Annotated in this window: 12 protein-coding genes; 2 read left to right on the top strand and 10 right to left on the bottom strand. The window is 37.1% G+C overall.

The genetic code is table 11. From position 1 onward, the window contains the following. Positions 1–69: 69 nt before the first annotated feature. Positions 70–3,090 (top strand): aminotransferase class III-fold pyridoxal phosphate-dependent enzyme, encoded by a 3,021-nt coding sequence (locus ACY2RS_RS14105; RefSeq protein WP_490099310.1) that lies wholly within the window; start codon positions 70–72, stop codon positions 3,088–3,090. Between the two features lie 10 nt (positions 3,091–3,100). Further along, positions 3,101–3,577, top strand: coding sequence for a YybH family protein (locus tag ACY2RS_RS14110; protein WP_490099311.1), 477 nt, complete (start codon positions 3,101–3,103; stop codon positions 3,575–3,577). Between the two features lie 44 nt (positions 3,578–3,621). On the opposite strand, the gene ACY2RS_RS14115 is transcribed toward ACY2RS_RS14110, so the two are convergent. The 10 genes from ACY2RS_RS14115 to ruvC all read right to left on the bottom strand — a co-directional run bounded on the left by ACY2RS_RS14115 (position 3,622) and on the right by ruvC (position 13,659). Continuing rightward, positions 3,622–4,617 (bottom strand): metal-dependent hydrolase, encoded by a 996-nt coding sequence (locus ACY2RS_RS14115; protein ID WP_490099312.1) that lies wholly within the window; start codon positions 4,615–4,617, stop codon positions 3,622–3,624. 1 nt (position 4,618) lies between these two features. Then, complete coding sequence (locus tag ACY2RS_RS14120; RefSeq protein WP_490099313.1) at positions 4,619–6,403, bottom strand: MutS-related protein; 1,785 nt, start codon at positions 6,401–6,403, stop codon at positions 4,619–4,621. After that, positions 6,388–6,747: an MmcQ/YjbR family DNA-binding protein gene (locus ACY2RS_RS14125; protein ID WP_490099314.1), complete on the bottom strand. Its 360-nt coding sequence runs from the start codon at positions 6,745–6,747 to the stop codon at positions 6,388–6,390. Before ACY2RS_RS14125 ends, ACY2RS_RS14120 begins: the two co-directional genes overlap by 16 nt. 1 nt (position 6,748) lies before the next feature. Next, positions 6,749–7,681, bottom strand: coding sequence for a transglutaminase domain-containing protein (locus ACY2RS_RS14130; protein WP_490099315.1), 933 nt, complete (start codon positions 7,679–7,681; stop codon positions 6,749–6,751). Further along, complete coding sequence (locus ACY2RS_RS14135) at positions 7,671–8,300, bottom strand: DUF4230 domain-containing protein (protein ID WP_490099316.1); 630 nt, start codon at positions 8,298–8,300, stop codon at positions 7,671–7,673. Before ACY2RS_RS14135 ends, ACY2RS_RS14130 begins: the two co-directional genes overlap by 11 nt. A gap of 47 nt (positions 8,301–8,347) precedes the next feature. Then, positions 8,348–9,118 (bottom strand): cyclase family protein, encoded by a 771-nt coding sequence (locus tag ACY2RS_RS14140; protein WP_490099317.1) that lies wholly within the window; start codon positions 9,116–9,118, stop codon positions 8,348–8,350. A 30-nt stretch (positions 9,119–9,148) separates the two neighbouring features. Beyond that, the gene (locus tag ACY2RS_RS14145) at positions 9,149–11,368 is read right to left on the bottom strand and encodes a tetratricopeptide repeat-containing hybrid sensor histidine kinase/response regulator (protein WP_490099318.1); all 2,220 of its coding nucleotides are present in this window, start codon (positions 11,366–11,368) and stop codon (positions 9,149–9,151) included. A 158-nt stretch (positions 11,369–11,526) separates the two neighbouring features. Beyond that, complete coding sequence (hemW, locus tag ACY2RS_RS14150; RefSeq protein ID WP_490099319.1) at positions 11,527–12,654, bottom strand: radical SAM family heme chaperone HemW; 1,128 nt, start codon at positions 12,652–12,654, stop codon at positions 11,527–11,529. A gap of 49 nt (positions 12,655–12,703) precedes the next feature. After that, positions 12,704–13,060: a four helix bundle protein gene (locus ACY2RS_RS14155; protein ID WP_490099320.1), complete on the bottom strand. Its 357-nt coding sequence runs from the start codon at positions 13,058–13,060 to the stop codon at positions 12,704–12,706. A 38-nt stretch (positions 13,061–13,098) separates the two neighbouring features. Continuing rightward, positions 13,099–13,659: a crossover junction endodeoxyribonuclease RuvC gene (gene ruvC / locus ACY2RS_RS14160; protein ID WP_490099321.1), complete on the bottom strand. Its 561-nt coding sequence runs from the start codon at positions 13,657–13,659 to the stop codon at positions 13,099–13,101. Between the last annotated feature and the right edge of the window lie 36 nt (positions 13,660–13,695).

The following is a 13,695-nucleotide window of genomic DNA, read 5'->3' on the forward strand; positions in this document are numbered from 1 at the left end:
AATATTTTAAAATTTTAGATTCTTTGGTTATTTATTTTGCTAGCTTTGATAGTCTAATGTTTTCAACTCATGACTGCAATTTCTCCCTCTGAAGCAACTAGCATTTTAATTAATCAATACACCATAACAGCTACAATAACAAGGCTTCCTGGTGACGAAGACTTTAATTTTAAAATTAAAACAGCAACTAACGCTGTATATCTTCTTAAAATTTCCGAAGGAAACACCTCAAAAGAAACAGTTGTTTTTCAGAATGAAATGCTAGCTTATCTTTCTCAACAAGAGCTCCCTTTTCAAGTTCCTAAAGTACTTCCCAACAAAGATGGGAAGATGCTTTCTATAGCAACCATTGATGGTAAAGAATACTTTGTGCGCCTCATTAGTTTTGTAAAAGGTAGAATCTGGAAAGATTGCAATCCAAAAACCAGTATTCTTAGAGAAGACCTTGGTGAAAAAACCGGAATACTTACAAAAACGTTACAGGATTTCTCATACAATATATCCCCAAGTACCTCCGACTGGAATCTAGCAAATGTAGCTTGGACGCGCGATTACATTTCTTTATTTTCAGATAAAAAAGCCCAAGTTGTCACAAAATTTCAAGCGCTATTTACGAGCATTGAAAGTACCTTTCATAAACTACCCAAAAGCATCATTCATGGAGACATCAACGATCAAAATATTGTGGTCTCTAACAATCTAAACAATCATGAAGTAGCGGGTATTTTCGATTTTGGAGATGCTACATATACACAAACAATAAACGAACTTGCAATTACTATTGCCTATGCCATTATGGAGGTTGCAGATCCATTAGAAGCTGCACTAGATGTGCTTAGAGGCTATGCAAATCAGCACACTCTTTCTACACATGAAATAGCGTGTCTCTATACGCTTGTAGCCATGAGGCTTTTAACCACTGTTACAAAAACAGCGATTAGAAAAAAAGAGGGAGTGGCAACACAGTATCATCTTATCAGTGAACAACCTGCTTGGAATGCTCTAGAAAAATGGAGTGAAGTTCATCCAGATTTTGCCGAGTATAGTTTCCGAAATATTATTGGTTTTGAAGCGCATCCTAACAAAACCAAATTTGAAGCTTGGGCAGCAGAACATACGGTTAATTTTTCTGAATTATTTCCTTCGGAAATATTAAAAAATGATATTTATTTATTGGACCTAAAACTCTCCAGCACTTGGATTGGCAGCAGGCATGAATTTAACGATTTAGAGCTGTTTGAATTTAAAATCAATCAGCTTCAAAAAGAACATCCTACAAAATTCATCGCCGATGGTTATTTAGAGCCTCGCCCAATTTATACCTCAACAGCATACGACAAAGAAGGAAATTCTGGAACCGAAAGTAGAACCGTACATCTTGGTGTCGATTTTTGGTTGCCCGCTGGAACGCCTGTGCATAGTTTGTTTGATGCAGAAGTAGTCACTGCCATAAATGATACAGGATATAAAGAATACGGAGGCCTCATCATTTTAAAACATATCGAAGCTGAGATTCCTTTTTATACCTTGTATGGGCATCTCTCTGCTGAGAGTCCATTGGCATTTCAAGTTGGGGATCGTATAAAAAAGGGAGCTAAAATTGGGGAGTTGGGTATTCCACAAGAAAATGGAGAATGGTCACCGCATTTGCATTTTCAGATCATGCTTACCATGTTCGATTATAAAATAGATTTCCCAGGAGTTTGTTTTCCAAAACAAATGGATGTTTGGAAAAGTATCTGCCCCGACCCAAACCTGTTCTTTAAAAACCCAAAGCTAGTAACCGAATATGATACACCAGCTTCGGACATCTTACATTTCCGAAGAAAACACCTAGGAAAAAGCTTGAGTATTTCCTACAAAGAACCCTTGCATATTGTGCGTGGAGATGGAGCTTATTTGATAGATACTTGGGGTACAAAATATTTAGACACGGTAAACAACGTAGCGCATGTTGGGCATGAACATCCAGACGTTGTAAAAGCAGCACAAGCACAAATGGCAGTTCTAAATACCAATACTCGCTATTTAAATGCATCTATTATTGAGTATACAAAAGCCTTGTTAGAGAAACTTCCTCCTGAACTTTCGGTGTTGCACTTTGTAAACTCTGGAAGTGAAGCTACAGAACTTGCCCTAAGAATGGCGAGAACCATTACCAAACAAAAAGAAATACTAGCCATCGAAGTAGGCTACCACGGCAATACCAATGCCGCCATGGAAGTGAGTTCGTATAAATTTGATAGCACAGGTGGTGGTGGAAAGCCAGAACATACGCATATTTTACCTTTGCCAGACCCATTTAGAGGAAGGCATGCAGATTGGGGAAATATGGGCAGTAAATATGCTAACTATGCGCAACGCCACATAGACCATCTTGCTTTGATAGATGAAAGTATTGCAGGCTTTATTGGGGAATCTATTTTAAGTTGTGGCGGCCAAATTGTGCCTCCAGAAGGCTATTTAAAAGAGATCTACAAGACTGTTCGCGCTGCTGGAGGACTTTGTATTGCAGATGAAGTACAAACTGGTTTTGGTCGCATAGGATCACATTTTTGGGCCTTTGAAATGCATGATGTTGTTCCAGATATAGTGACCATGGGCAAACCTGCTGGGAATGGGCATCCTCTAGCCATTGTAGCTTGTACAGAAGAAGTTGCCAATGCCTTTGCCAATGGTCTAGAGTTCTTTAACACCTTTGGCGGCAACCCTGTAAGCTGTAGTATTGGAAAAGCGGTGCTTGATGTTATTGAAACAGAACAACTGCAACAAAATGCCAAAGAGGTGGGTGATTTTTTACTTTCTGAATTGAAAAAATTACAACAACATTCTAATTGTATTGGAGATGTTCGCGGAAGTGGATTCTTTTTGGGCATCGAATTAACAGATTCTTCAAAAAAGCCATTACCAGAGCTGACTTCTTATTTAGCAAATAGAATGAAAGACTTCAACATTTTAATGAGTACCGATGGCCCAGATCATAATGTGCTTAAAATAAAACCACCAATGGTTTTTAGCTTAGAAAACGCAAAAGAACTTATCTTTAGACTTCAACAAGTGCTTCAAGAAGATTTTATGACGCACCATTAATCAATTTATAATGAAACTACTATACTCCTTTCTTATTGTAATACTATTATGTAGCTGTAATGAAAAAATTATAAATGAAACAAATACGCCCAAAACATCACAAGTAACAAGCACCGAAGCAGAAGACAAAGCGGCTATTTTAAAAGTAATGAAAGACCAAGAAATTGCTTGGAGTAAAAATGACTTGGAGGGATTTATGCAAGGGTATATTAAAAGTGATTCACTGAAATTTTATGGTAAAAGTGGCCTCACAAAAGGGTGGCGACAAACTCTGGACAACTATAAAAAAGGCTATCCCACTAAAGAACACAGTGGCACTCTTACTTTTAAAGTAAATGACATTTCAAAAATTGAAACCAACAGTTATTGGGTGATGGGCCAATACTTTTTATCGAGACCCGTTGGAGATGCAGAAGGGGTTTTTATGATCATCTTCAAAAAGATAAACAGAGACTGGAAGATTGTAGCAGATATGAGTTGTGGGTGATGTTAGTTGTTAGCGAGTAGCTTTTAGGACGCTTCGCTAGGAGTTCAATTCCCCTTAATGCGCTCCCATAAATCTCCTAGCAAATTTGCGGCATCTGCAGGTCGCTTTTCATTTTCGGTAATGGTTAGTTGTTCTCCTGTTCCTTCTAATAGAAAACTAAAGACATAAGCTTGTTTGGTTACATCTGTACTTAATAACCCAAAACGAAGGTCATTAAGGTATAGTTTTCCATCAACAATAGAAACAGTATACCAGCCCTTGGTAAGTTTGATGAGTCGTTTTACTTTATCATGGTCTGCCAAATCACCCAATAAATGATGGTTTTTAGGATGTTTCCCAAAACGTATAGGTTGGGAATCGAACAAAGAATAATCACCAATTAAAAATTGATCTTTTGTGTCTACGTTTGCCAACCACAGGGCCGTATTTAAAGGAGCTGGTTTTGTTTTTACTTCGGTATAAACTATGTCTTGATCTGTGAGTGCCTCTTTAAACTTAAAATATGTGATGCCTTTTATTAGGAGCGTTAGTGCTAAGTAGCTTGTGCTTATGATGAGTCCGATGTTGTTTATTTTTCTTCTTTTTGGGTTGTCTCGTTTTTTAAACAGCACCAAGATACAACACAATAAAAAGGGCAGTGTATACAATGGATCTACCACAAAAATATTTTTATACGCCAAACGCAGATCGAAAGGCCAAAACAATTGTGTGCCCCATGTGGTATGCGCATCTAATAACGGATGGGTAATAAAACCAAAAAAGAATAACCAAGACCACTGTCGCCAGGAAGCACTTTTCTCCCATCTGGAAACAAGCCAACCAAATACAGGTGCAAAGAGTATCGAGAAGACAATAGAATGTGTAAATCCGCGATGGTATTCCAAAGCAGTTACTGTATCAACAAAGCTTCTGGAAATCACATCCAAATCTGGAATGGTACCTGCTATGGCACCATACAACAGAGCTTTATTCCCTACTTTTCTTCCTAATACAGCTTCTCCAACTGCAGCGCCTAATACTATTTGTGTTAATGAATCCATGTTAATCTACAATCCCCATTTTTTTTAATAAAAAAGAGGCATTCATGTTTTGGCAAATTCCTTTTTTAAAGGTGTAATCAAAATACAATTCGTCATTTTCTATTTGGGCATCAAAATAATAATTTTCTACTTGGTCATGGGTAGTTGCTGTTTCACACAAACTTAAATCATGGGTAGCAATGATACCTGTTGCTTTACTTTGGACTAATTTTTCAATAAATTTCTTAGATCCTTTTGCTTTATCCTCACTGTTAGTTCCTTTTAAAATTTCATCTAGAATAATAAAATAGGTATCGTTTGCTATAGCATCTACAATATACTTCAAGCGCTGCAGTTCACTAAAAAAGTACGAAGCATCCTCAGTCAAATTATCTGTGGTACGCATGCTTGTAATCAACTTGATAGGATGATACTGCGATGTTTTTGCACTGGTAGGCAACCCAACATTTGCCATCACAATTTGCAAACCTACGGTTCTAAGAAACGTACTTTTACCAGCCATGTTCGCTCCAGTAATAATATAAAATTGTCCGGCATCTATCTGCATGCTATTCGCTATGGCACGCGAGGGGTCCAGCAAAGGATGCGCAGCTTCTTCCATATCTAGTACTGCTTGGTTTTCTGTTATAACAGGATAGCTTTGCGTTGGATGATTAAAGGCATAGGCTCCTAGGGAGTTATAGGCATCAAAAAAATGAATGACTTCAAACCAATATCCAACGTCTTCTTTATGGGTTGCTATCCATTGTTCTATGTAATAGCTCACACGCATATCACGAAGCATGAACCCATTGGCTAAAATGCCAATTAAGATATTATTTCGTTGATCTAAACTGCTCAAATGCCTAGAAAATTTCCGAAGAGCAACAGACGCTTTTTCTTTAGAAATTCCAATCTTCTCTTTTTGTTCTTGTAAGAGCGGCGACTGAAAGTCCTGAGTTTCAATCTGCGTAATTAATTTATAATACTGCTCAAATGTGCTTTGAATTTGTGCCGTATGCATGGATAAGTCGTTCACTTTCTTGAGGTATTTTCCAGAAATGAAGAGCCCAATTAAAAACCAACCCGATAGCATATACCCATTAATGACATCAAAATAATAGGCTACAATACACCCTAAAGAAATCTTCGAAAAAATAGTGCTCAATAACGGTGTTTGCTTTGGTATAAAAGAGCCATATTTAGACAACCAAGCTAAGACCGTTTTGGTTTTTGTTTTAGTTGCTACCATGGCTGCTACTGCTGCAAACTCTTGTCGCCAGAGTGGCAAATCAGCAAGTTCTTTGACTGCTGCTTGCTTTTTGGGTATTTCTGAAATATGATTGCTAGTAAGCATTGCTGCAAAAGCATCGGTACCACTTTGCAAACTTGTCCTATTAGCATATTGAAAAAAGCTACCAACACCAAACAAATCAATATCATGACTGTAGGCATGAGTAGAATCTTGATAATCACCACCCGCATCGAAATGATGAAAATTTCGATCTAAAACTTCTAGCTCTTTTTGATTGATTGCTCTTTTTTTCTTGGCGAGATCTCGTTTGTATTTAACGTCTTGATGTCTTGAAATTAAAAACAAGAAGAATGCAAATCCGAGTACTAAAACAAGGGCAATGGCTTTCCCATTTCCGAAGAAAAAATACGCCCCAAATCCCATCGCTATAAATACGATAAGACGTAACATACTTGATACTAAAAGCTGCTTTTGTAATGTTGCCACCTGTGTCGTTAAGGCTTCAATTTGTTGCGTGTAAAATGTTTTTGGATCTGTCATAAGGCAGCCCATTCGGCTTTTAGTTTTTTGGTGAATTTTGAAACCACCAAATCATAGGAATGGTCAATTAATTCTGTGATAAGTGCTGGCGGTAATTGGTCTTCTATCAATACCGTGTTCCAATGCAACTTACTCATGTGATATCCAGGTAAAATACGTCCGTCATATTGCGCTCTGAGTTCAACACTCCTATCTGGATTGCATTTTAAGTTAACGCGAGAAGGTATGTGTTCTAGACCACACAAAGCAAACATTTTTCCCATCACTTTAAAGACAAGTGTTTTCTCATCGAATGGGAAGGACTCTGTAACCCCTTTTTTTGCGATGCAATAGTTTCTGAAATGTTCTATATCCATATTACTTTATAATATATCCCAGTACGGGAGCATCATCAATATAAATGAGTAAAGTTTCTGCCCCCAAAAGTAATGGAATACGAAACAAAACAAACGCTTCATCTGTCTCAATATTGGTCACTGCCTCTTTTTTTCCATCATAGGCATAGGCGATGTTTTTGGAACTTGTTTGCATACCAAACGCTAGCATGGCTTCCACTTGCAGGCTATTAATGACACCCACTTTTGAAGTTGTATAATCTGCAAGCTCCAAGGTAGGATCTATGTAAATAGGCTGTTGTAAAAAGGTTTCTTTTGAAATTTTCGATTCCACAAAAGCATCTTCAAACTGAGCTGGGTAATGGGTTTTTATAAGCGCCGTTGGTGTTGTTTTATAGTAATAATACGAAGGATCCTTTATAAAACTATCGGTGTATTTTCCTGCGCCCCAGGTTGGGTCAAACAAATAATAGACGCCATCTATTTGTGCGACATTCCACATGTGGTTGTTGCCAAACTCCCTTCCAATGTCTTTAAAATGTGTTTTGGTATCGCCGCGTACCAAGTAACTTGAAATACCTTGTAACTGACACAATTTCTCGAAGGTCATGGCATAGCCTTCGCATACTGCTTTTCCTGTTTGCAGGGTTGTTTTTATAATATTGGCTCTTGCCTTAGCTTCCTTTTTATTGCCCTCCCTATAGGTTGCGAAACTATAATCGAAAGATTTGTACTGCTCTGGATCGTAGGCCACATTTTGAATGAGCCAGCCATAAATAGCCCGCACTTTTGCTTCTTCTGTTTTAAAATCTCTAGAGATAAAGTAAGACAAGTCTTCTGCGGTCTCAACGGTGTTTGGATATAGCTGTATGGTAGCATCTACTTGTGCATGGTCCTGACCAAAAAGTAGGTTGGTAAGACAAAAAAACACGATATATAATACACTACTTCGCATCTTTTTCTAGTAGCAAATTATTGGAGTTTCCTTCTGGAAGTTGTAGCGCACTATAATCAACATTCCATTGTATGGTAGCGGCCAGTTGATCAATTAACTGAAGGGTTTCTTGGGCTTGTTTTGCAGCCTCTAGATACAAACCACTACTAGGAATTTTATCTATGATATGTTTTTTAGCTTCGTTGGTAACCTCAGTAAGATCTGATGCTGTGAAAGGATTTGCCCAACCCTCTTTTTTATCGTAGTACCTAAAATCTGTGTCTACAGATAGAAGCTCTGGTTCTGGGAAAGAAGAAATTGTAATTGTTTTGGTAAGGTCATTGGCTTCCATTTTAATTTGGGTGAGGTCAAAACCTACATGCGCTTTGGCGTCTATTAAAATGAGGGCTTTCTTTTTGCCTGTAAATAGATTGAGCCACTTTTTCTGCACATTTTCATAGTGATAGATTTCAGAAAAATCGCCTTCGACTGTGATGAATTTACAAACGCTTCGTATTTTTTCTAGTAAGATCACCGACTGTGTATTTGAAATGCCACGTTTGGTTCCCCCAGAAAATTTCCGAAATAAAAAAAAGGATCCTATCGCTCCAAGTGCTACACCAAGTAATAATAATTCCATTGTTTCTTTAAGATTAGTAAGTCGCTATGTACCAAAAGTGTGCCGTTTTATGATAGCATTTCATACAATACAGGCCTACTTGGGGATGCATCATTATGAAAAGGAGCTACTTGCAAGTTCAACAAATAAGTTCCATCTAGCACCTGGTCTGGCACATAAATAAACTCTGTAATGGTTGCATCTGTTCTTGGTGCCTCAGGAATATTCCAAAACGCTCTATGCGCGGCTAAAGCACCCTCATCTTTTTCTTTATCTACCGATGGCAAGTCTATTAATAAATGCTGCACCCCTAGCTCTCTGAGAAATGTGGCAGCCTTATGATCTAGATACGGCCAATTGGTATGATTGTACTGTTTTGTTTTTTTTGTGGGCGTATTAGGTACAGTTCGAATGATTATTGCTTGCGGGTTTTTTCCTTTGAGTTGTTCTGAAATATCCTGCAACGTAAGTATCGCGTCTTCACCAACTAATGTAGGGGTGATGGTTATTATTTCGGAAACAAAAAAAAAGTTTGTGAATGCATCATTTACGGAATGAAATTCTTTGGTAATGTGCCCTAAACATTCGGTATGGGTGCCATGTGCATGTGGATTAAAATAAATATTATTAAAATTTACCGAAGCCCCTTCGCTTACCTTCCCTACCCAATCATCTAGCTGAACAGGAGTAATTTTTGGAGCATCAATATACCAAGCCAAAGGATTTTTAGCATTCCCAGATAAGACCATAGAAATATCTATAGGTTTTGAAAGGTCAATCGTGAAGGTGGTATTATTTACAGAAATGGTAGCCAGCATAATATGTATTTGCTGTTTCAATATACAACTCTCTCTTCTTTTAAAAAAGCATTAATTTACTAATACCCCAGGAGCAACCGTAAGCAATGCTTCTAGCAAACGATCTATTTGCATAGGCTTTCTTAAAAAACCATTAAACAAATGGGCATAGTCATCGCTTCCTAATGCTGTGATATCTGCGGTAAGGGCATAAATAGGCGTTAGGCTATTGATATTTGATATATTTCTTATTTGTTTGGTTGCTTCAAAACCATTCATCACAGGCATGTGGATGTCCATTAAAATAGCATCTACTTTTTGGGAGGTGGTTTTTTGTAATGCTTCGGCGCCATTTTTGGCACGAAGTACTTTAATGCCCCAACGTTGTAGAATTTTAGTGACAACCATGGCATTAATTTCATTGTCTTCTGCCAAAATAACTTCTTTTCCATCTAGAGATGCCACAGATGCTTTTCTAAGTTGCGTTGGTGCTTTGGATCTTTCCAGTTTTAATACAAATGAGAATTCAGACCCTTCTCCTTTTTCACTGTTTATGGTTATGGTACTTCCGTGTAGTGCAACTAGTTTTTCAACAATGGCTAACCCTAGTCCGGTACCCCCTAAACTTCGGGTTGTGATAGCGCGTGGCATGTAGAAACTTTCAAACAAACGTGCTTGATCTGCTTTAGAAATTCCAACACCCGTATCGGTCACTTTGAACAATAATGCATCCTTGTGTTTGTATACTTTTTTAAGAGATATGGCTACAGTGACTGTTCCTTTCTCTGTATATTTTATGGCATTACTTAGTAAATTACCAAGAATTTGAAACAATTTGGTCTCATCTAATCTATAAGCTCCTGCGACATTAGGATCTACCTCAACTTTTAATTTTAGCCCTTTTTCTTTTGCCATACCAATATAGGTTTGACGGGTATTTTCTATCAACTTCCTAAAATAAGTAGGATGGGGTTCTAATTGCATTTTATTAGATTCTAACTTAGAAAAATCTAGGATATCATCTATAATTCTAAGCAGGTTTTTTGATGAAAATCGTAGTGATGTTAGCAATTGTTTTTCACTTTCACTAGAACGCTCTTCTAGTAATGAAATAATACTTGTAACAGCATTTAAAGGCGTACGAATTTCATGACTCATGGCTGATAAAAACTCTTGTTTTATCACAGCACTTTGTTCGGCTCGTTGTTTACTAACTTCAATCTCAGCTTTCTCTAACTCTAAGCGTGCTTCACGTTCAGATCTTTTGATTTTCGCTGCAGCTTCATAATTCTCAATCACTTTAATGATTTGAGAACTTGTAGCTCTTTCTTTAATTTTTACATATTTTTCTAAATATGAAAGTGCATTTTCACTATCGCCTTCTTCTCTGTAAGCCTTGTACATATGCTGATAGCTCTTAATCTTAAAAATGAGAATATTATTCTCTTCACAATAGGCTATTGTCTTTTTAAGTAATGCTTTAGCTTCAGCACCTTTATTGGTAGCATGCAGTAATTGTGCTATTTTGATCTGGGTCATGGTCATACCCAACTGATCATTAAATTTTAAATGTGTTTTGAGTGCAGCTTTGAAGTCTTTGTCAGCTTTAGCATACTCTTTATTGAAAAGACGTACTTTTCCTCTGCCATAGACAGCGAATGCCTCTCCTCTTACATCCCCAGTTTCTTGTTTCATGGCAATAGACAAGGCTATAAGTTCCATGGCTTTTTTTGGCTTACCTAACTTTAATAATAATCCAGAAAGTGGATTATATACATTAGATTCTAAGTTTTTATCTACTGCTAGTTTTGCTGCTTTTACAGCACTTTCATAAGCATCTTTTGCATTGGGTTGATCTCCTAAAAACTCGTAAATTGTTCCTAAAGACTTTAAGGTTCTTGACTCATTATGATAGTCTTTGTATTTCCGGAATGTCATTAAACAATCCAGTAAATACACCATCCCTAAATGGTAATTATTTGTTTTATAATGAATCCCAGCAATGCTATAATTTACATTGGCAATCCCTCTTTCATCATCAATTTCTTTATAGATTTCTATGGCCTCTAGAGATAGTTTCAAAGAAGTATCTGATGCCCCTTGAATCATGTTATACAAGGACAATCTACTTAAACTGTTCGCAATAAGTGATGGAATGTTATGTGTTCGACTTAGGGCAAGTGCTTCTTCTGTGAGCGCAATACTTTGAGAAAGATTAGAAACACGAATTTCGTATGCTTTTTCAAGCAATACTTCGATGTCGGTTTGTATTGTTGTAGTTGTTTGTTTCATTCAATGAAATGGGGACGTTTTGAAACGCAGCCAATTACAGCTACACAAATATAGTAAATTACCTACAAAAAAATACAGATTAACGATTAAACCATCTTTTTAAAGATAATTTGAAGGGGTTTTCGATGAACGTTAACATTCTAAAGTTCATTGTATTCTTATAATGTGATCATAAATAAATCTGCAGCAATACCATCACTTAAAAACTTTCCTTTTTTTGTGACTTTGATGTATGTGTCATCTTCAAATAATAAATGTTGATCGATATGTTGTTGCATATGTAGCTTTAGGTAGCTAAGATAAGACTGACCAAAAAACGTTTCGATTTCTTGTAGCGAAATACCATTGGCAGTGCGTAATCGGGTCATTACATATTCGTTGTATTTGTCTTTTTTACTGAGCTGTTCTCGCTCAAGCGGAAGTACATCTGCTTCGATATCCTTGAGATACAATGCATTGTTTGAAATATTCCAGCTTCTAGAGTTTCCATCATAACTATGGGCAGAAGGACCTATTCCTAAATAGGGTTTTCCTTGCCAATAGGCCGTGTTGTTTTTTGATTCCCATTCTGGAATACAAAAATTAGAAAATTCGTAATTATGATATCCAGCGGTCACTGTCTTTTCTATTAAAATACTGTGATGCTCTTGTGCCACAGCATCCTCTACTGGAGGAACGATTCCTTTCTTAATAAAGTTTTCTAAGGCCGTTTTGGGCTCCACCGTTAAGGCGTAACAAGATAGGTGTGGAATTTGTAATGCCAAGGCTTTTTCTATGTTTTCTATCCATCGTGCATTTGTCATACCTGGAACCCCGTAAATGAGGTCTATGCTTATGTTTTTAAAATACTGCTTTGCTTTTTCTATGCAATCCAAAGCCTCTTCTGCATTATGGGCTCTGTTCATGAGTTTAAGGTCTTTTTCAAAAAAAGACTGCACGCCTATAGACAACCTGTTAATTTTTGAGGTATATAAAGACGCCAGCACAGCATCTGTAAGATCATCTGGATTGGCTTCTAAGGTAATCTCGGGTGTATCTGAAACATTGAAATGCGCATACACCGTTTCAATAATTTGATCTATTTCTGGTTGTGTAAGCAAACTAGGAGTCCCTCCCCCAAAATAAATGGTATTAATGGTTGTGGAGAGCTCATATTTCCGAAGCACTAGTTCTTTACAAATGGCAGCCACCATAGCATCTCTTTTCTTTAAAGAAGTAGAAAAGTGGAAGTCACAATAGTGACAGGCTTGCTTGCAAAAAGGGATGTGGATGTATATTCCTGACATAGCAGTTAGCAGTTAGCAGTTAGCAATTAGCAATTAGCAATTAGCAAAGTTATTTTTTGATTCTCGTTTTCTTTAATATTGAAAACATTATTTTTGAATGTAAATCAACATCTTTATATAAAGGTGTAAACTTATCTTGGGAAATATAACCTGCATCTTTTAGAAGTGACAACCAATATTTTGTTTCTAGACTTTCTTTATATGATATCGATATTTTAGCTGAAAAATCGGCACTTGAAATAGCTCCATTTGCTTCAGTTACATTTACTCCAATTGATGTACCACATCGCAACAACTGTTTTGACAAAACATACTCCTTTTCATCACGCGTCAAAAATTTATAGAGTGAAATAATTTTCAAAGCAAACGAATAGGATTTATCTTTCAATGGGTTTTCTGTATTCATGATACATTGTTTATTGTTCACTGTTAATTGAAAACTGCTCACTTTTTAATACGTTTTTCATTTTGCGTTACAAAACTTGACCAGCCGGAGTAGCTTTTACCATCTCCCACAGTCTTACCACTGTTATAGAAATGACACACTGCGGCCGCCAGACCATCGGTGCTATCTAGGTTTTTGGGCAATTCTTTTAGGTTTAAAATGCTTTTTAGCATTCTTGCTACTTGTTCTTTGGAAGCATTTCCATTACCTGTGATGGCCATTTTTATTTTCTTTGGCGCATATTCTGTAATCGCAATTTCTCTGGACAAACCAGCCGCCATGGCCACTCCTTGGGCGCGACCCAATTTTAACATGGACTGTACATTTTTACCAAAGAAAGGTGCCTCGATAGCAATCTCGTCTGGATGAAAGGTGTCGATTAGTTCGATGGTGCGATCAAAAATAAGCTTTAGGCGCTTGTAATGGTCGTCATATTTTGAAAGTTGCAGCTCATTTAATTGTAAAAACTCCATTTTCTTCCCTACCACTTTAATGAGTCCAAAACCCATAATGGTTGTCCCTGGATCAATCCCTAAAATTATTTTTTCTGTGGTACTCAAAGTTTAGTTTAGTGTTTATTAGGTTAAAAGTATCGA

It is taken from the genome of Patiriisocius sp. 208BN25-11, from assembly GCF_058147145.1.

Bases quoted from the DNA above. Each gene is read 5' to 3' on its own strand.
- ACY2RS_RS14115 (WP_490099312.1), bottom strand. From the start codon at position 4,617: ATGGATTCATTAACACAAATAGTATTAGGCGCTGCAGTTGGAGAAGCT.
- ACY2RS_RS14135 (WP_490099316.1), bottom strand. From the start codon at position 8,300: ATGGAATTATTATTACTTGGTGTAGCACTTGGAGCGATAGGATCCTTT.
- ACY2RS_RS14125 (WP_490099314.1), bottom strand. From the start codon at position 6,747: ATGGATATAGAACATTTCAGAAACTATTGCATCGCAAAAAAAGGGGTT.
- ACY2RS_RS14120 (WP_490099313.1), bottom strand. From the start codon at position 6,403: ATGGGCTGCCTTATGACAGATCCAAAAACATTTTACACGCAACAAATT.
- ACY2RS_RS14155 (WP_490099320.1), bottom strand. From the start codon at position 13,060: ATGAATACAGAAAACCCATTGAAAGATAAATCCTATTCGTTTGCTTTG.
- hemW (WP_490099319.1), bottom strand. From the start codon at position 12,654: ATGTCAGGAATATACATCCACATCCCTTTTTGCAAGCAAGCCTGTCAC.
- ACY2RS_RS14130 (WP_490099315.1), bottom strand. From the start codon at position 7,681: ATGCGAAGTAGTGTATTATATATCGTGTTTTTTTGTCTTACCAACCTA.
- ACY2RS_RS14105 (WP_490099310.1), top strand. From the start codon at position 70: ATGACTGCAATTTCTCCCTCTGAAGCAACTAGCATTTTAATTAATCAA.
- ACY2RS_RS14110 (WP_490099311.1), top strand. From the start codon at position 3,101: ATGAAACTACTATACTCCTTTCTTATTGTAATACTATTATGTAGCTGT.
- ACY2RS_RS14145 (WP_490099318.1), bottom strand. From the start codon at position 11,368: ATGAAACAAACAACTACAACAATACAAACCGACATCGAAGTATTGCTT.